The organism is Sphingomonas mangrovi (genome assembly GCF_047975845.1).
In the GTDB taxonomy this organism is placed as follows: domain Bacteria; phylum Pseudomonadota; class Alphaproteobacteria; order Sphingomonadales; family Sphingomonadaceae; genus Sphingomonas.
The window spans coordinates 24,625-41,846 of the sequence record NZ_JBIUCZ010000023.1 but is presented as its reverse complement, the minus strand read 5'-3'; the positions used below and the strand labels follow the sequence as shown (position 1 = coordinate 41,846).

Below are 17,222 nucleotides of genomic sequence, written 5' to 3'. Positions count from 1 at the left end.
GCTGTTTAGCACATGATGTGGAACAAGCGAAGGCTCCGCCTTCCGCCAAAGCTCCTGTTCTCGCTGCTGGGCCTGCGCGGGGATCTCATGCCTGCCAATCCGCCAGCAGCGCAGCGCGAGCGGCCGGGCGTGCGCTCAGGACGCTGCGAATGAAGGGAAGGTTCGCGTCGAACACCGGCACCTGCCAGATTGCCTCGCCTCGTGCCGAAAGCCATGCTTTCACGATCCACGACAAGGCGGCTTCGTGGCGGCCATCCGTAATCCGCGCCGCGAGCGCCGGCGTCAGGAATGAAGGCAACGGGTGGCGAGCGATCGCCTGAGCGGCCAGGGCGGCGTCGCGATCCTCGCGCACGTCCAACCGGTCGATCAGCGGGACGAGGTGGCGCGGATCCTGTGTCAGCGCGAACAACGTTTCCCGGCGGGCGGCCTCGAACGCGATACCCTTCGCCTTGTCCTGCGGCTGCGCTGCCTCCAACGCGACTATGCTTCCGGCGTCGCCGATCAGTCGCAGGCCATCGAGGTCGGTGGTGTCGCCGGCCACGCCGCGGGCCTGCATCATCGCACGTGCTCGCGCTATTTCTTCGGTATCCATCCCCGCAAAGTGGAAAGCGAAATAGCCTTCGGCCTTCTCGCGACCCTGCGCATCATATTGCACGATGAAGGCAGTCCAAGTCATGGCCATCCTCTGCCAGCGGCGGGATTCCTTCGCGTAGCGCCTTCGACATCCCCGGCCTGGATCGGGAAGTACGGCCCGCCTTGCCGACATGTCTACATGTCGGCCTGACGACAGCCGTTTGCTATCGCTGGTGGAGCCGCACGCGCGGGGCGTGGCGGAGGAGCTTGCCGTAGGCCGGGTAGGTCGCTCCCACCAGGCGCCCCAGCGCGGATGCTAGCGGTGCGGGCGCGAGCGTCTCCAGCGTCGCGCGGTCCTTCGCCTCCAGCGCGTAGAGCCGCCACCCGCGCGCGACCATGCAGTCGTCGATCGTGGGGCGTGGCGTGGGGGATGCGTCGGGCGGCGGCGCATCCGTGTCCGGTGCCGGGATCGGCAGGGTGAGCGCCCTCCCCTCTGCCGTACCTCCCATCGTGCCGGTGGTGATCGCACGACAGCGACGCAGCTCTGCGGTCAGCATTCCCTGCGTCGCGCCCGGCCGGTTGTAGAAGCGGTCCGGCAGCAGCGCGTGTGTGGCGGCGATCAGAGGGAGTGCGAGGGACAGCAACGGCACGGGGGTACCTCCTTACGAACGGGACGGGGCACCGGCATGCGCGCCGACGCCCTGCCCATGTCCTCATCCGAGGATCGGGGCGGCGTGCCCGCCGCCCCCGGCCCTCAGAACCGCACCTTCACCCCGGCGCGGTAGGAGCGGTTGCGCACGTCTTCGCGGCCGACGGTCGCGTCCGCCGCGATCGAGAATTCGACGCGCTCGGTGCCGTAGGCGAGGCCCGCCGACAGCTCGCCCCAATTCTGGTCCTGGCCGGCCAGCTGGAACGGCGCGCGGATGCCCGTGCCGCCAGCCAGCCCCGCCTGGAACACGCCGGGCCGGTCCTCGAAATCGTGGACGAAATAGGCCGAGGCGAGCGGGCGCAGACCGGCGCGGTCGCTGTCGAGCTGCAGCCCCGCCCGGCCCTGGATGCTGAGGAACTTGTCCTCCTCGATCCGCAGCGCGGGGCCGGTGCCGGTCTCGACCAGCGGGGTGAAGTCGATTCGGCTGACGCGGATCGCCGCGCGCGGCGCGAGGCGCAGCGCCGTGCTGCCGAAGGCGTAGCTGGCGCCCACCTCGCTCGACAGCGCGAGCGAATTGTCCTCGCCCCGCAGGTCGTAGGCGGTGCCGGCGAAGCTGCCCGAACGGCGCGTCGTCGACTGGAACACGCCCGCGCTGAACTGGGTGTCCAGCGCCGGGCCCAGGTCCCCGCCGAGCCGGCCGTAGAGCGTGCCCTGGATCAGCGTGCCGTCGGTCAGGCGGCCGGCGCGGCGCTCGCCGTCGATGTCCGAGTAGGACAGGCCGAAGCCGAGCACGCCGGTGTCGCTCAGCTGCGCCTCGATGCCGCCGGCGATGTAGAAGCCGTCGAACGGATCGCGCGTGCCGCCGAGAACCGAGTTCGGCATCGCCCGGCTCGACCCTTCCAGATAGCCGCCCGCCAGATAGGCGGAGACGGTGCTGGGCAGCATCCCCTCGCGGACATAGGCGGTGGGCGTGTCGCTGACCGTCTCGGCTTGGCCGGGCATCGCGATCGCGTTGGCGGCGAATTCGAGCGGCTTGCCGATCATCGCCACCTGGCCGCCCACGAAACTGCCCGGGCGCATCGCCGCCGTCCGTGCGCGGTAGAAGCGCGCCATATTGTCGAGCGCGACCGTGCCGATCGCCCGACGCGTGGTCTCGGTGGTCGGGGCCAGTTCCTCGAGCGACGCGCGGATCGTGGCCGCGTTCTGCAGATCGAGCACGCCATAGGTGTCGGCGAGCGCGGCATAGGCCGAGCGGTTGCCGTCGAGCAGCCGCGCATAGGCGGTCTGTACCGGCGTGTTCGCGACCACGCCGGCATAGGGACGTGCAGCGATGGTCGCGCGCACCTGGTCGGCGCCGTAGCGGAGTTCGGGGTAGAGGATCGCGCTGAGCGAACTCGCCGCGTCGAAAGTGCCGGTGATGCCGTTCGTCGCGGTCACCACCGTATAGCTGTTGCCGTAGCGCGGCAGCGCACCCGCCGCGCGCAGCGTCAGCGTGCCGCCCAGCTGCGCCCGATCGGTGGCAAGCCGGTCCGACGTGCCGCTCTCGCCGATGTCGATCTGCAGCGTGCTGCCGGCGTCGAGCGTCGCGGTGCCGGCGACCGACAGCGTGCCGATCGCGCCCGCGCTGCCCGGCGCGACGGTGCCGCCGGCCTCGGCGACCAGCGAGGCGAGCGTGCCGTTGCCGCCGACGGTGCCGCCGTTCGCCACGGTGAGCGCCGATCGCGTCAGGCGGCCGTCGACGGTCAGCAGTCCCTGCTCCGCCCGGGTCGCGCCGCTGTAGCGGTTGGTGCCCGCCAGGATCAGCTCGCCGTCGCCGCGCTTCACGAGCCCGCCGATGTCGCCCGAGAAGCCCTCCAGCACTTCGTCCGAATAGCGGTCGCGCGCGTCGTCGATGTCGTTCGACCAGCGATCGACCGTGCCGGCGGCGACGTCGACCTGGCGGGTCGCGCGCAGCGCGGTCGGTCCGCGCAGCGCGGTGCCCATCTGCGGGGCACCCCAGCCCGAGGTCAGGTCGACCCCCGGCGTGTCGAGATCGAGCGCGCTCGACACCAGAATGTCGGAGATCAGCGCGGTGTTGTATTCCGGAAACGCCTGCATCAGCAGCGCGGCGAAGCCCGACATGTTCGGCGCGGCCATCGACGTGCCGGTCAGCGCCTCATAGCCCGGACCGTTGAAAGTGATGAACCGGCCGAGCTCGGCGGTGATCAGCGCGTCCGCCTGGGTCAGCACCGAAGCCGCGAAATCCTGCGTGAAGAACTCGATGTTCGAAACCAGGATGTTGGCCAGCGTGGACGTATAGCCGTCCGGGTCGCCGCCGACGAAGCGCGCGCCATAGGCGAGCGAGATCCCCACCGCCTGCTGTGCGACATAGGTCCGCTCGGCTTCCTCGTCGAACGCGCGGCCTTCGAGCTGCGCCTCGTACTGGCGGTCGAGATAGCCGTTGAGCACGTCGATCCACGCGTTGGTGGCGGCATTGTCGAGCTGGGCCACGGTGCGCGCGGCATAGATGCCGGGATAGGCGGCGGGCGTGTAGGTCGCGCGGATCGCGTCGGTGTCGACGGTGAAGGTGTTGACGCTGGAGAGGATGGCGCTGCCGGGTCCTGCGACGCACCAGGTCGCGGTCTGCCCGCACAGGCTGGTGCTGGCCGCCGCCGTGCCGTCCGCCAGATAGTTGGCGACCGACAGCCAGTTGCCGCGCAGCCGCGGATCGTTGAGCGGCGTCACCGCGTCGATGCTGGCGTGGACGCCGTAGCCGTTGCCCGCCGAGAAGACGACGAGGACGTCGTTGTCGAGCACGGGCTTGTAGTAATCACCCAAGTCCTCGGCGAACTCGGCGCGCACGTCGGCGAGCGACGCGTCGAACGGCAGCGAGGTGCCCGAGCCCCAGCTGTTGTTGATGATGCGGACCTTGCCGGTGTTCGCCAGGTCGACGATGTTCTGCTGCGCGGTGGCGACGTTGTCGCCGTCGAGGAACTGGTCCTTCCACCACAGGAAGTCGCCCGCGGCGAAGTTGGTGGTCGCCGCCAGGATGTTGGCGCCATAGGCGTTGCCGAAGGTCAGCTCGCCCGCGACGCGCCCGCCTGCGGCGGTGCCGGCGACATGGGTGCCGTGGATCTCCCACGGGCGGCGCGGATTGACGCGCCCGTTATTGCCATATTCGTCCGGCACCCCGGTATCGATGCCGCTGATCTTGCCCTCGCCGGCGAACAGCGGATGCTCGAACAGCACGCCGGCGTCGTTGATGCCGATCGTCTGCCCCGCGCCGGTGACGCCCAGCACATAGGCGTACTCCAGCCCCAGATAGCCCTTGCTGTAGTCGGCCGAGAACTGCGCGTCCTGGCGCCAGCTTTCGAGCGCCGCGTCGTAATCGGCAGTGCGCGTGCCGTCGGCCATGTAATAGCCGCCGGTGGGCGGCGTCGGAGCCGGCGCGACGGTCTGCGCGACGGCGGGCAACCCGATCAGGCACGTGGTGCACAAGGCGAGGACGGACAAGGCGATCCGGGACGTACGACGAGTCTCAACGGCCATTCAAATACCCCCTCGAAGGCGCGGGCGACGCGCCGGAAGACGCAACCTATGGTCTCGTCGCGATCCTTGTCCACGACCAAGCGGCGCGAAGGGAATGCGGTAGAAAGTTGCGCCTTTTCTGCAACATGTCCGGAAGACGATGGTCGCTTTGAGGTTGTGGACGTGTAGACATATCGACCAATCGACACGTGCGCCTTCGCGACAGCGCCGGCTTTCGAAGGAACGCTATGCCGCCGGCGTCACCGTAGCCGGCACATAGGCTACGCCGATCCGCTGGCGCGCCCTGCCCCGTCGGGCAAGCAGCGTACGGACGTAGCGCAGCGCCTGCGCTTCCTCGGCGAAGCTGCGCGTGCGCCGCTGCCCGACGGTGCCGGTCCGACCCCAGTCGGTCTCGATCAGCAGCATGCCGAACAGGTCGCGAGAGGCGGCCACCCGCCAGCGCCGGTGGAGGTTGCGGGCGGGATCGACGGCGACCAGCTCGACGGGCTCGAAAGGAAGAACGTCCATGGCGGCGAGTCTATGCGCGCAGGGCAGCAGTGTCCGACGACTTGTCTGAATCACTGCGCCTGCGGTGAGCGAGGCGGTGAATCAGTGGCGCGTGTAGCGACGGGCTCGTCCCGGGACCCGGGGCCTATGTCTGCAACACGATCCCGAGCGGCCCCGACAGCGCGGGTGCACGTTGCGCGCCCAGTTGGCGCGAACTCCGGCTGTTTCCATCCGTTCGGGCCAAGATATCCACGCGACCCGCCCTTGCGAGTGCCCTTCCACCGCCTCAAACAGCCCTTCGCACCCAGGAGACCCCGCATGCCCGAGATCGCCACCACCCCCTTCCCCGACCAGAAGCCGGGCACCTCCGGGCTGCGCAAGAAGGTGGGCGTGTTCCGGCAGCCGCACTATGCGGAGAACTTCGTACAGTCGGTGTTCGACGTCGTCGATGCGCCGGCGGGCGCCACACTGGTGGTGGGCGGCGACGGGCGCTTCCACAACCGCACGGTGATCCAGGTCGCGATCCGCATGGCCGCGGCCAACGGCTTCGGTCGGGTGGTGGTGGGCCGGGACGGCATCCTGTCGACGCCGGCCGCCTCCCACCTGATCCGCAAGCGCCGGGCGTTCGGCGGACTGATCCTGTCGGCCAGCCACAATCCCGGCGGGCCGGATGGCGACTTCGGCATCAAGTACAACGTCGCCAATGGCGGCCCCGCGCCCGAAAAGATCACCGACGCGATCTTCGCGTGCGCCTGCGAGATCGACCGCTACCGCATCGCCGAGGCGGGTGACGTCGACTTGGGTAGCTTGGGCGAGCAGCGCGTCGGCGACCTCGTCATCGAGGTGGTCGACCCGGTCGCCGATTATGCCGCGCTGATGGAGCAGCTGTTCGACTTCGACGCGATCCGCGCGATGATCGCCGGCGGTTTCCGGCTGAGCTTCGATGCAATGCACGCCGTCACCGGCCCCTATGCGCACGAGATCCTGGAGAACCGTCTGGGTGCGCCCGCCGGCAGCGTGGTCAACGGCACGCCGCTCGAGGATTTCGGCGGCCACCATCCCGACCCCAACCTGGTCCACGCCCGCGAACTTTACGAGCGGATGATGGCCGCCGACGCGCCCGATTTCGGCGCGGCGTCGGACGGTGACGGCGACCGCAACCTCATCATCGGGCGCGGCATGTTCGTGACCCCGTCGGACTCACTTGCGGCGCTCGCCGCCAACGCGACCTGCGCGCCGGGCTACGCCGCCGGGCTCAAGGGGATCGCCCGCTCGATGCCGACCAGCCAGGCGGCCGACCGCGTCGCCGCGACGCTAGGCGTGCCGCTCCACGAGACGCCGACGGGATGGAAGTTCTTCGGCAACCTGCTCGACGCCGGCATGGCGACGATCTGTGGCGAGGAAAGCGCCGGCACTGGCTCCGACCACGTCCGCGAGAAGGACGGGCTGTGGGCGGTGCTGCTGTGGCTCAACATTCTGGCGGTGCGCAAGCTGCCGGTCGCCGAGCTGATGGCCGAGCATTGGCGGACCTACGGCCGCACCTATTACGCGCGCCACGATTACGAGGCGATCGCCACCGAAGGCGCCGACGCGCTGATGGCGGACCTGCGCGCGCGGCTCGCCACCCTGCCCGGCGAGATGGTCGCCGGCCTCACCGTCGAGGCGGCGGACGAGTTTGCCTACACGGACCCGACCGACGGCAGCGTCAGCAGCCGCCAGGGCGTGCGCATCCGCTTCAAAGGCGGGTCGCGCATCGTGGTGCGGCTGTCGGGCACCGGTACCGAGGGCGCGACGTTGCGCGTCTATCTGGAGCGCTCCGAGCCGACGGAGGGGCAGCTCGATTTCGCTACCGAGGACGCGCTGGCGCCGCTGGTCGCCGCGGCCGAGACGATCCTCGCGATCCGCGCCCACACGGGCCGTGAGGCGGCGGACGTGGTTACGTAAGCCACTGACGCACCCCGAATTTATGCGACTTGCGTCAGCGTTTCAAAGCTATTCTCGTTTTCGTCAAAAAACAAATATACTTGTGCGTCATCATGCATGATATTTCCCAAGTCCATCTGCCCTATAAATAACAACGGCTTTCCATGTGATAACGGCCATTCCGGAGACTGGAGCCATTTCGGCGCTTTTTTTAAGTATCTATAGTCGCTTAAAATCTTCTCATTTACCATTTTAACTTGTGCTGTTCGGCTAATGTTATTGGGCAAACTTTCAATAAGGCTGCTTATATATTCGTCAGATAAAGAAACCCATGAAGGGGAGGCGTCAAGCACTAAACCGTAATTGCGCGAGGCCGTTTTGTCGACGCTGTGCTCAACTCCCTTGGCAGTTAGAAACTGAGAAAGTGCATCCTTGACGTTAAGATCAGAGGCAGCATTGCTTGAATCCTGATCTGCGATATACAGGAATAAATTTCCGTTTTTGGTGTAGGGCGGTATAGAGACATCTTGTTCAAGGTAATCTTGTAGACTGTGATCTACCATAAGATCGTCATAAAAGGTCTTAAGAGAAACTTCTCCAGAGAGATAAGAATTTATCTTTTTAATAGGATCCATTTAATCACCTAAATTTCTGTAGGGATCGAGGGCGGCGTGCTGCTCGCGCGTGACCTCCCGCAAGTTTCTTGGATTGTTCGTATGCGGTCCTGGCTGACGTTGCGGCAAGTGATGGTGCAATTCCATCGGATTGCCGTTGGCGTCTAGAGGCGCATTGCCCCGGCGCATTCGGGCCAAGGTCGCGGCGTCGAACTCTCCGGTGCCCTCTCGGACCGAAGCATCCGCTCGATTTTTCCAGTAACGAGACCGAACAGTATTCCAGTTTGGCGGACGACCGTCGGGCATCGGTTTGTCGATCGCATCACCCACTCGCCAACGTTGGAAGCGGACGCATGCCGCGAGTCCTTCCGGATCCATCCACCGCAGCGGGTCGTGCACATAGGCGTGAGTTCGCAGCCCGCCGTCCACCCCGATCGGATCGGGGGAGAGATACTGCCCCGTCTCCGGGTCGTAATAGCGGTTGAGGTTGTAGTGCAGGCCGCTCTCGGCATCCTCCCACTGGCCGGGGAAGCGCAGCGCGCAAGGGGTGTCCTCTGCCGCTTCGGCTTCGTCGTCACGGCGTTCGCGCAGCAGGGCGCGGGCGGTGCGGGTGCGGCCCCATAGCTCGGGCTCGGCGCGCCAGCGGCATTCGCCCCCGGCGTCGAACAGCGCGTGCGGGGCGCCGACTTGGTCGGCGACGATCGGCAGCCATTCCGCTTCGCCGAGTACGGGTTCACCCGACGGATCGGCGCGCACCAGTTCCTTGGCGAGGGGACGGATGCCGTCAGGCTCGAAATGCCAGCGCTCGATCCGAAGCTGGCTGCCGCCCCCCTCCTCGCCATGGCGATGCCAGGCTTCGGCCAGCGACATGCCCTGCCAGACATAGTCGACCGAGCGGCGATCGGGCCCGTCGAGCAGCGTCTTGCCGACGCGGCGGCCGAACGCGTCATAGCTGTAGCGCCAGCGCGCGCCGTCGGGCGTTTCGAGCCCGACAAGCCGGTCGAACCCATCCCAGCGATAGCGCCAGCGCCGGGGGCGGAAGCCATCCTGCACCAGCACGCGCTCCACCATTCGCCCGCAGGCATCGTAGCGAAAGCGATTGGGGCCGGCTTCGACCACGCAGTCGCGCCAATAGCGGTGCTCGCCGGAGAGACCCTCGGCAAGGTTCATCAACGCGTCGTAGCGATAGGTCTCGCGGGTGCCGGGGCGCTCGACCCCGACGGCCTGATCGCGCAGGTCGTAGCGGAAGCGGGTTTCGCCCGTACCCGCCTCGGCAATGCCGGCGAGGCAACCAATACGGTCCCATTCGTAGCGGCGGGCCACCGTATCGGGCGGTTGCCGGCCCGCGGCGAAGACGGGCACGGGGCCGGCGCGCTGCTCGGCCAGGCGACCCGCCGGGTCGTAGCGCTGGCGCAGCTGGAAGGCGGTGGGCGTGCCGATCGCGGTCAGCTCGCGCAATGTCTCCAGACCACTCGCATCATGCGTGAAGCGGAGGGCATGGCCGTTGCTCTCGTAGCGCGTGAGCAGCCCTGCGTCGTCGAAGGAAAGCGCGGTCTCGCCGCTCGGGCTGGTGCGACCGATGCAGCGACCCGCCTCGTCATAGCGATAGGTGACGGCGACGCCGTTCTGCTCCTCGCGGACGAGTCTGCCCTTGGCATCGTAGCCGAGGCTGACATCGGCGATCACGCGCTGCTCGCCATCGACCAGCAGCCAGGTGCTGGCGCCGGTCAGCCGGTCCTGATCGTCGTAGCGATAGGAGATGGCATCTTCGCCGGCAGTGACGCGGGCGATGCGGTCTCGCGCATCCCATTCGAAATGCTGTTCTTTGCCATCGGGAAGACGCTTGGCGAGGATGCGGCCGAGCAGGTCGCGATGATAGAGTGTCTCGCGTCCCGCCCAATCTAGTTGGGCGGCGAGGCGACCTGCCGCATCGTAGCGGAACTGCCACTCCTGACCCGTGGCATCGGTGATGACGGCAAGCCGGCCCGCGCCATCGTACGCGAAGCATGTGGTGGCGCCGAGCGGATCGATCACTTGCCGCAGCGTGTCGAACGCGCCGTGGACGAAGCGCACCGTCTGCCCGTCGCCTCGTATGCGCGCGGCCAGCAGCCCCTCCCCATCATAAGCGAAGCGGAGCTCGCCACTATCGGGCGTCCGCGCCAACGACACTGAACCGCGTGGATTGTCGGGTGAGCGGCGATAATCCCAGCTGCTCATCCGTCCCGCCGGATCGGTGCATGCTAGCAGGCGGCCCATGCGATCCCACTGGTAGCGCGTCACCCGATCGCCGGGATCGTGCCGCGCGACTGGGCGACCGGTCGTGTCCGTCTCCCACAAGGTCGGCCCCGAACCCGCGATCTGCTCGCGGACCAGCATGCCACGTTCGTCGTATTCGGCCGTACCGGATGTGCCGTCAGCCGCCTTCCACGCGACGAGATTACCGCGCGTGTCGCGCGTGAAGCTGGACGTGCCGTCGGCATCGGCGAAGGCGGTGATTTCGCCCCAGCGGTCATAGCTCCAGCGGACTGTGCGACCGGCCCAGTCGGTCTGCGAGATCCGCCGTCCGTCACCGTCATGGGCATAGCGGGTCTCGCGCCCTGCCGGATCGATGCGTCGCTGCAGCCGTTCGAGCGAATCCCATTCGCTGAGCGTCGTCGCACCCAAGGGATCGACTTCCTCAACGACCAGATTGTTGGCGTCGTAGCGGAAGCTGGTGACCGCGCCGGTCGCGTCGACATAGCGCGAGCGCCGCTCCTCGGGGAAATAGAGGAATCGGTCGTTGAACATGCCGTCGCCGGTACGCGTGCCGATCACGCGTCCGGCGGAGTCATAGGCGATCTCGACTGCGGTGTGGCCGCTGTCGCGCCATCCGCTCAGCCAGCCTTCGGCGGTGTAGCCATAGTGGAATTCGCCGGTGAAGGTGCCCTGGACGTGGAGCAGATGACCGCCCGCGTCATAGTCGTAGCGAACCAGCGGATCCGCCTCGCCGTCCATCCACAGTGTGCGCAACCAGCCTTGCTGCGTGGTCTCGATCCGGAACTCCGTGCCATCGGCATGGCGTACCCGGCGCAAATGGCCGCGTGCATCGCGATCGAAGGCGATGCGATTGCCGTTGCGATCCTCGATACCCACCAGCTCCAGCACGTTCGGATCGCCGACGGCTGCGAACAGCATGAACTGTTGGCTGCGGCTGTCGAACAGGCGTGGTCGCTCGCGTGGGCCGCTCAGCCAGTAATAAGGGGCCTTGAGATGGCGCGCGTCGACCTGTGGTCCGTCGCCGGTCGCGAACAGCAGCCGCTGCCCCCCGGCATCTTCGAGTAACGCGGTGCCTGCTTCCGTATCGAGGAGCAGACGCTGTGACCAGTTGCAGATCCAGCGCGGCCCGAGCGCCCCTTCCACCCGCATCCGTCCCGGATAGGTGCGCTCGAGGCGAAGCGGCAGCAGGCCGGGGTATTCGAAATCGACGCGTTGGTCGGCATAGTCGCCGGTGACGATATCGACCGGTTCGCCGAACAGTCTGCGCAGCAGCCCGTCGAGCAGTCCGCCCTGGCGTACCGCCGAGCGCATACCCCCCACTTCGGCGACCGACAGCACCAACTGCTCCGTTACCGAAAGATCGGCGTCGGGCGTGCCATAGCTGGCCGTCGTATCGTCGCCGAATATGGTATCGCAGCCCTCTTGCACCACCGCGTTGCACGACAGCCTGTGGCCGATCCGCGCCATGGGCAGACCGTTGATCAGGATCGTCTCGCTGCCCTCAATGATCTGGGAGGGCGGTGTGCCGGGATGTTTCGAACAATTGGCGGTATCGGTAACCCGCGCGGCGGGCTTGCCTTCGAAGAACACGTTCGGCGACCCGCTGCTGATCGGGCCCGTCAGCGTGGCCGTCTTGGCACCGGCACCGGCGATGGCGGTGCCGACGAACCCGGCGCCGAAGAATACCGCCGCCCCCACCAGCGGCGAGGCCATTCCCGCCGAGCCGATGATCAGCGCGGCGCCGATCGCGATTGCAGCGCCAACCGCAATGCCGGCGAGGATACCGACGAACGCATTGCTGTGCGCGATCTGGTGGGTGAGATGCGCAGCGTTCCTGCCCGGGCCGGCGAGCGGTTTCGCGCCGAATTTTTTGGCGACCCACAGCACGGCCTCATCGGCATGGACCTTTTCCGCCACCCAGGCACCGGCCATCGCCCCAGCAAGCGGCGCGGCGACGCGGCCGCCGAAGCATTTGAGCGCGGCCATCCCGCCCGAGCTATGGGCTGCATAGGCGCCGGCAGCGAAAATGCCGGCAGAGGCGACATGGCCGGTGGCGGCGATTGCCGAGACGGTGCCGGCATTGCTGGATGCGGCAGTACGCTCGCCGAGGTCGCGCAGTCTCTCGTCGGCGGTACGGGTGTCGGTCACGCCGCGAAAGTGAACGAGGTGATCGCCGAGATCAGCGCGCTACGCGTTTCCTCATCCGGGCCGCCGGGAATCGAACCGGTGAAGTTGAGAACCGCATTTCCCTCGCGCAACACCATCGCCATAACCTGATGGATCGGCTTGCCGTCACTTTTCCACCGCATCTCCAGGAACCGTGCCTCGCGCCCGTCGATCGTGCCGGGGGTATCGGCGGCCAGCTCGAAATCGGCGAGCTGAGCGGCGAAATTCTGGCGCTGCTGGATCACATACTCCTGGAACGTCATGCCAAGCGGCAAACTGTCCCGCGCGATCACCAAGTTGGTGCCCTGTACCCGAGCATCGCGGGGCAACAACACGTTGATGCTCTGGTCTTGCCACTCCGAGGCCAGCGCCAGCGATCCCTCGGCAATCCGGTACACCATCCTGCGTCCCTATTTACGATGCGATCGGATCAGTTTGGTAGCCCGGAGGAGATAGTCCGCCAAGCCCCATCGGTCTGCCTGTTGATGTGATCGGCTATTGAAATGGGTCAGGCGCTTGTACGCATAGGTGTAGACACGTGCGCGTGTCTGTTTCGTGGCAAAGGGCGGGGATGGCATCCTGGTGCGTCGATGCTTGGCCGGAAGGAGATCGATGCCTCCTGTCGTCGAGATGCCCATTATTCGCCTGTACCGACCCCGACGACAACCAACTCGGGCTCGAAAGTAAAGGCGCCCATGGCAGCGAGCCTACGCGCGCAGAACTGCAGTGTTCGACGGCTTGTCTGATCCAATCCTCGTTCGGGCGAGGAGTGAGCGGTAAATCAGTGGCGATCGGCCCATGACGCTGCATGCATTTCCTGCGATGCCGTCAGTGCGCGGTCCGCAAGCTCGGCCAGTTCCGCACTTGTGAAGCGGTGTATCCTGCCTGCACGGAGGTCCGCGAACCGGCGCGCGGACAGCTTGAGGCGATCCGCTGCCAAGGCGCGATCGATGCGCCATCGGTCGATCTGACGGAGGCAGGCGGCGAGCAGGTCGGAGCGCAGCCGCAGGTCTGCCGCCTCATCCGGCGTGTCGGTGAGCGCATCCCATACACAGGCGAAGCTTTGGACCTGCATTCCGCGATCCTAGCATGCTTGCCGGCAGACACCAGCACAGGTGCCGTTGCACCCCTTGTCCAAAGCAGCGCCTTTTGCGACGATGACCTCGCGGTGCGGTAAATCCCGGCCGTGGGGCGTGGAAACCTCATAATCACGTGGTCCGGTCGAGTTTCTCGGCCGGGCGGCTGTCACGCATGTCCAAGGCTTACCTAAAGGTGGCAGCGCCTTGTCCACGTGCAGGGTTTCCAACGCCCGGCTTTGCGGCCGGGCTAGCGCCTCTCACCCCAAGCGGAGGCGCATCATGGCCTATATCCCCAAAGACACCCCCCTTGCCCGCGAACGCCGGGCGAGGCGCCTTGCCAAACGCGAAGCCGTTCTCCGCGACATTTGGGAAAATCCGATCCGGGCGCAGCTTGTGTATGCCGCATCGGGCGAACCGCTCGGCACGGTGACACCGCATGACGACGGCACCTGGTCCGGAAGTCGGTACGGCCCCGGCTATCCGGGCAACACGATCAAGGATGTGACCGAGGAAGCAGCCATCGCCTATGTCGCCAACAATGAGGAACTCGGTGACGGGCCGGCGCCAGCTCCTTGGGAGGAGGCATTTGGGGAGCAGGAGGAGGAGGACGCCGCTACCCGGTCCAACAGGCGAAGGCGTTCCTAGTCGCGGCGACGTCCGATCAGCGACGGCTTTTGGGTCATATACTTGTCCGTAAGGATGTCGCGGTTTCGAGGATCGATCCATTCCGCCAGCGTCATCCGTGCGCCGATCGGCTCGTTGGTGCGATCGGCTGTTTCTGCATCCGTAGCGACAGCAGAAGTGGGCGCAGGATTGGGGCCGCAGACCTTGCCAAAGTGCCCCTGTTCGGATCGCGGCGGGTCGGGATCGACCTGCCGCGGACCGGAAGGTTCTTTTCTCTGCCGAGCTCGGTCCCGGTGTAGGTAGCTTTTGAAGGTTGCCAGCCTCACCGCGATGCCGCCTTCCTGAAGCACGGCGACGATATCCCGCTGCGCTACACCAGCAGCCAAGCGCTCTTCGATCACCGGCATGAGCGTACGGATCCTTGCCGCCTTTGTCCGGCCGGACAGCCTCCGCAGCTTCTCTGCCAATTCATTCATCGCTCGTTGCAGCCCCGTCTGGCGTTGCTCAGCGTTGCTGATAGGGCATTTCCGCCCCGAGTTGCATCAAATTTGCCACCCAATAGCAATCCATTGCTCTCAAGGTGCAATTGTTTTGCATCACTTCTGCATCATTTCCGCACTACAATTGCATCACTGCGCTGCCGTAGCCCGCTGGGCTCTGCCCATCGGGGTAGTTTTGACCCCCTTTTAAGCTCCGGATGCCTCTGGGACGCTTTTGGAGCTCCAATTCCACCCTTAAACATCCTAAAATCGGGTCGTACACCATACGCACCTATCGGCGCTGCTAAATAACTGAAATAAAACGACAATTCCAAAAAGGCTTCAAAAAATTGTTCCACAAATCGCCACGTTGTCTAAAAAAAAATAAATAAAACAGTTACTTGTAACGTCGAAATTGGTCACATCGCGTGCCGGAGGTTGTATGAAGCTCGATAATTGGGTGCGGGTCCGTCTGAGTGAGAGCCAGATGCTGATTTACGCTACGCGGGCCGAGGTGGCCGGCGTTCCGATCAGCACCTATCTCCGAGATCACTTGGCGAAGGCGGATGTCAGGCAGGAGACGCTCGAACTTATCCGCGCGACCCTGTACGACATAGACGACGCGGTTCAGGACCTGCGCACCCAATGCGCTGATCGAGCGCCGGCGTCCCCTACGGAGGCCGAAGAGCGAGCATCGCCGCCCAATGCTGTGCAGATCGAAACGCTGTTGCTGTTGCGAGCGATGGTATCGCCGCAGAATCTGCGGATGGTGACGGCGGAACTCGATCGGCAAGGGGTGGAGCCGTGGCGGGGTAGCGTACGTTAGGCTTGGTGGTTGTGCGGCAACTGCAATTATTCGTTTCGGGACTTCACCGCGTCCAGGGCCCCGTGGTTGCGTCAACGGCAGCCCGCCGACGGTCGGCGCGTGTCGAAAACCGGCTGTGAAACGGATCGCGCGCGTTCGCGCCATCGGCGCGTCGGTCATGATGGGTGCGCCCGGCTGTTCAAGGAATGAGGCCGACACGTTCGCCGGGGTTCAGACCGACGTTGCCACCTTGGGCAAGTTCGTGACGCTGCGACTCGTGCCGGTCTGGGCGAAATGGTCCGTCACCACGATCGGCAAGGACGAGCGCTTCGGTACGACCGATACGATGTTGTGGGCGGTGGTGCGCTATTCCGACGCCGATGTCGCGGCGGTCTCCCGCGCGTTGCAAGCGGATGCGGCGTCGCGTCCGGTAACGATGGGCGCGCCGCCCGCCTGGTTGTTGGCGGACGTGGACCTGACCCGGTTCCGGCACGGATCGGACTATGTGATCGAGAAATCCGTCTCCGTCGGCAGGCCGTTCGCGTCCGACCTGTACGCGACGGGCTTTGCGCTGATGTTGCCGGACCATCGCGTCCTGATCCGCTTCTCCTCGCAATAGCGCCCGCCCGGCGGTCCTGGCTTTAGCCGCAAGCGCCGCCGCCCGCGCCAAACTCAGCGCGGCGTCAGCTCTACCAGCGCGCCGTCGCTGCCGTCGCGCAGCACCCATAGCGAGCCGTTCGGTCCCTCCTCGATTTCGCGGATGCGGGCGCCCAGACCGATGCGTGCGACCTCGCTCGCCTGGTTGCCCGAGACCCGGACGCGAACGATCCCCTGCTGCACCAGTCCCGCAAGGAGGAAGTCGCCGCTCCATCCGGAAAAGGCGGTGCCGCGATACTGGATCATCCCGCCCGGCGCGATCACCGGCGTCCAGCTGACCAGCGGCGCGGTGTAGGACGGGTCGCTGGCGTGGCGCGGGATCGAGCTGCCGTCGTAATTGTCGCCCTCGGACACGCGTGGCCAGCCATAGTTGCGGCCCGGCTCGATCAGGTTGAACTCGTCGCCGCCGGCCGGGCCCATTTCGGATTCGAACAGCCGCCCGTCGCTGGCGAAAACCAAGCCATAGGGGTTGCGGTGGCCGAGCGACCAGATCTCCGCCTTGGCATTCGGCGTGGCGGCGAACGGGTTGCCTGGGGCGGCGGTACCGTCGAGGCTAATGCGCACGATCTTGCCGAGCGTGCCCGACATGTCCTGCGCCGGAGTCCCCTGCTGGCGCTCGCCGGAAGTGACGAGGAGCGTGCGGCCATCAGGTGCGAAGGCCAGGCGCGCCCCGAGCTGACCGCCGGTCGTCGCCGGCGTCGCGCGCCAGATCACCGTGAGGTCGTCGAGCCGGGGCGTTGCCGCCAGGTCGAGCGTCGCCCGCGCGACGGCGAGCCGCTGGCCGCCGCTCGCCGGCTCGGCATAGCTGATCCAGATGCGGCGGTTGGTCGCGAACTCGGGGTCGAGCACGACGTCCTGCAGTCCGAGTTGGCCCGAGAAGGTGACGCGCGGCACGTTGGCCACCGCAGTCTTGCCACCGGTTTGCGTCACGAGCTGCAGCTGGCCGGACTTCTCGGTGACAAGCAGGCGCCCGTCGGGCAGGAAGACCATCGCCCAGGGGTTGTCGAGGCCGACGACGACGCGTTGGTTCACCGCCGTTACGGCGGGCGCTGGCGTCGGCATGGCGGTAGGTGTCGGCGTAGGCGTCGGGGTGACAACCGGCGGCGGGCTGATGGTGCCGTCGCCATCGTCTCCACCGCAGCCGGCGACGCTCAGCGCAAGAAGGATCGGCAGAAAGGGGTGTGTCCGCATGACGCTTATTCCTCAGGCCCGCGATGCTGTACGGTTTCGCGTTGAACGCTCCCGGAGCCGGGAGGATGCAGGAAGAAGAGGGTTGAGGCGGCGACTGTTCTCGCGAGGAACGGTGTGTTCGATGCTACACGCAAACAGGTCGCAGTGTAGATATGTCGACATGTAGGTGCGTCGCCACCTCAGCGCATTGCC

Annotated in this window: 14 protein-coding genes; 4 read left to right on the top strand and 10 right to left on the bottom strand. The window is 66.2% G+C overall.

The features are described 5' to 3' along the window. Positions 1-85: 85 nt before the first annotated feature. From ACBY01_RS11860 to ACBY01_RS11845, 4 genes are all read right to left on the bottom strand, one after another. A complete protein-coding gene (locus tag ACBY01_RS11860) occupies positions 86-676 on the bottom strand; it encodes a hypothetical protein (RefSeq protein WP_416461071.1) in 591 nt (196 codons plus the stop codon). Between the two features lie 121 nt (positions 677-797). After that, on the bottom strand, positions 798-1,223 hold the full coding sequence (locus ACBY01_RS11855) for a hypothetical protein (protein WP_416461070.1): 426 nt from the start codon (positions 1,221-1,223) through the stop codon (positions 798-800). A 104-nt stretch (positions 1,224-1,327) separates the two neighbouring features. Then, positions 1,328-4,714 (bottom strand): S8 family serine peptidase, encoded by a 3,387-nt coding sequence (locus ACBY01_RS11850; RefSeq protein WP_416461069.1) that lies wholly within the window; start codon positions 4,712-4,714, stop codon positions 1,328-1,330. Positions 4,715-4,975: 261 nt separating this feature from the next. Next, on the bottom strand, positions 4,976-5,257 hold the full coding sequence (locus ACBY01_RS11845) for a WGR domain-containing protein (protein WP_416461068.1): 282 nt from the start codon (positions 5,255-5,257) through the stop codon (positions 4,976-4,978). A 297-nt stretch (positions 5,258-5,554) separates the two neighbouring features. Between ACBY01_RS11845 and ACBY01_RS11840 the strand changes: the two genes are divergently transcribed. Continuing rightward, entirely contained in the window at positions 5,555-7,180 is a 1,626-nt protein-coding gene (locus ACBY01_RS11840) for an alpha-D-glucose phosphate-specific phosphoglucomutase (protein WP_416461067.1), read from the top strand. A 20-nt stretch (positions 7,181-7,200) separates the two neighbouring features. Here the strand turns inward: ACBY01_RS11840 and ACBY01_RS11835 are convergent, their stop codons facing one another. The 4 genes from ACBY01_RS11835 to ACBY01_RS11820 all read right to left on the bottom strand — a co-directional run bounded on the left by ACBY01_RS11835 (position 7,201) and on the right by ACBY01_RS11820 (position 13,270). Continuing rightward, positions 7,201-7,794, bottom strand: a complete 594-nt coding sequence (locus tag ACBY01_RS11835) for a hypothetical protein (protein WP_416461065.1) — start codon at positions 7,792-7,794, stop codon at positions 7,201-7,203. Further along, entirely contained in the window at positions 7,795-12,177 is a 4,383-nt protein-coding gene (locus ACBY01_RS11830; RefSeq protein WP_416461063.1) for an RHS repeat-associated core domain-containing protein, read from the bottom strand. Beyond that, the gene (locus tag ACBY01_RS11825) at positions 12,174-12,596 is read right to left on the bottom strand and encodes a DcrB-related protein (RefSeq protein ID WP_416461062.1); all 423 of its coding nucleotides are present in this window, start codon (positions 12,594-12,596) and stop codon (positions 12,174-12,176) included. Before ACBY01_RS11825 ends, ACBY01_RS11830 begins: the two co-directional genes overlap by 4 nt. A 380-nt stretch (positions 12,597-12,976) precedes the next feature. Further along, a complete protein-coding gene (locus ACBY01_RS11820) occupies positions 12,977-13,270 on the bottom strand; it encodes a helix-turn-helix domain-containing protein (protein WP_416461061.1) in 294 nt (97 codons plus the stop codon). A gap of 283 nt (positions 13,271-13,553) precedes the next feature. Here ACBY01_RS11820 and ACBY01_RS11815 point away from each other — a divergent pair, with 283 nt between their 5' ends. Beyond that, on the top strand, positions 13,554-13,919 hold the full coding sequence (locus ACBY01_RS11815) for a hypothetical protein (protein ID WP_416461059.1): 366 nt from the start codon (positions 13,554-13,556) through the stop codon (positions 13,917-13,919). Here ACBY01_RS11815 and ACBY01_RS11810 read toward each other — a convergent pair. Beyond that, positions 13,916-14,305: a hypothetical protein gene (locus tag ACBY01_RS11810; protein ID WP_416461058.1), complete on the bottom strand. Its 390-nt coding sequence runs from the start codon at positions 14,303-14,305 to the stop codon at positions 13,916-13,918. The two genes, ACBY01_RS11815 and ACBY01_RS11810, sit on opposite strands and share 4 nt — an antisense overlap. A gap of 514 nt (positions 14,306-14,819) precedes the next feature. On the opposite strand from ACBY01_RS11810, the gene ACBY01_RS11805 reads away from it, so the two are divergent. Both ACBY01_RS11805 and ACBY01_RS11800 read left to right on the top strand, forming a co-directional pair. Next, entirely contained in the window at positions 14,820-15,203 is a 384-nt protein-coding gene (locus tag ACBY01_RS11805; protein WP_416461056.1) for a hypothetical protein, read from the top strand. 115 nt (positions 15,204-15,318) lie between these two features. Then, positions 15,319-15,801, top strand: a complete 483-nt coding sequence (locus ACBY01_RS11800) for a hypothetical protein (RefSeq protein WP_416461055.1) — start codon at positions 15,319-15,321, stop codon at positions 15,799-15,801. A gap of 53 nt (positions 15,802-15,854) precedes the next feature. Here the strand turns inward: ACBY01_RS11800 and ACBY01_RS11795 are convergent, their stop codons facing one another. Continuing rightward, positions 15,855-17,030: a PQQ-dependent sugar dehydrogenase gene (locus ACBY01_RS11795; RefSeq protein ID WP_416461054.1), complete on the bottom strand. Its 1,176-nt coding sequence runs from the start codon at positions 17,028-17,030 to the stop codon at positions 15,855-15,857. Positions 17,031-17,222: the final 192 nt, after the last annotated feature.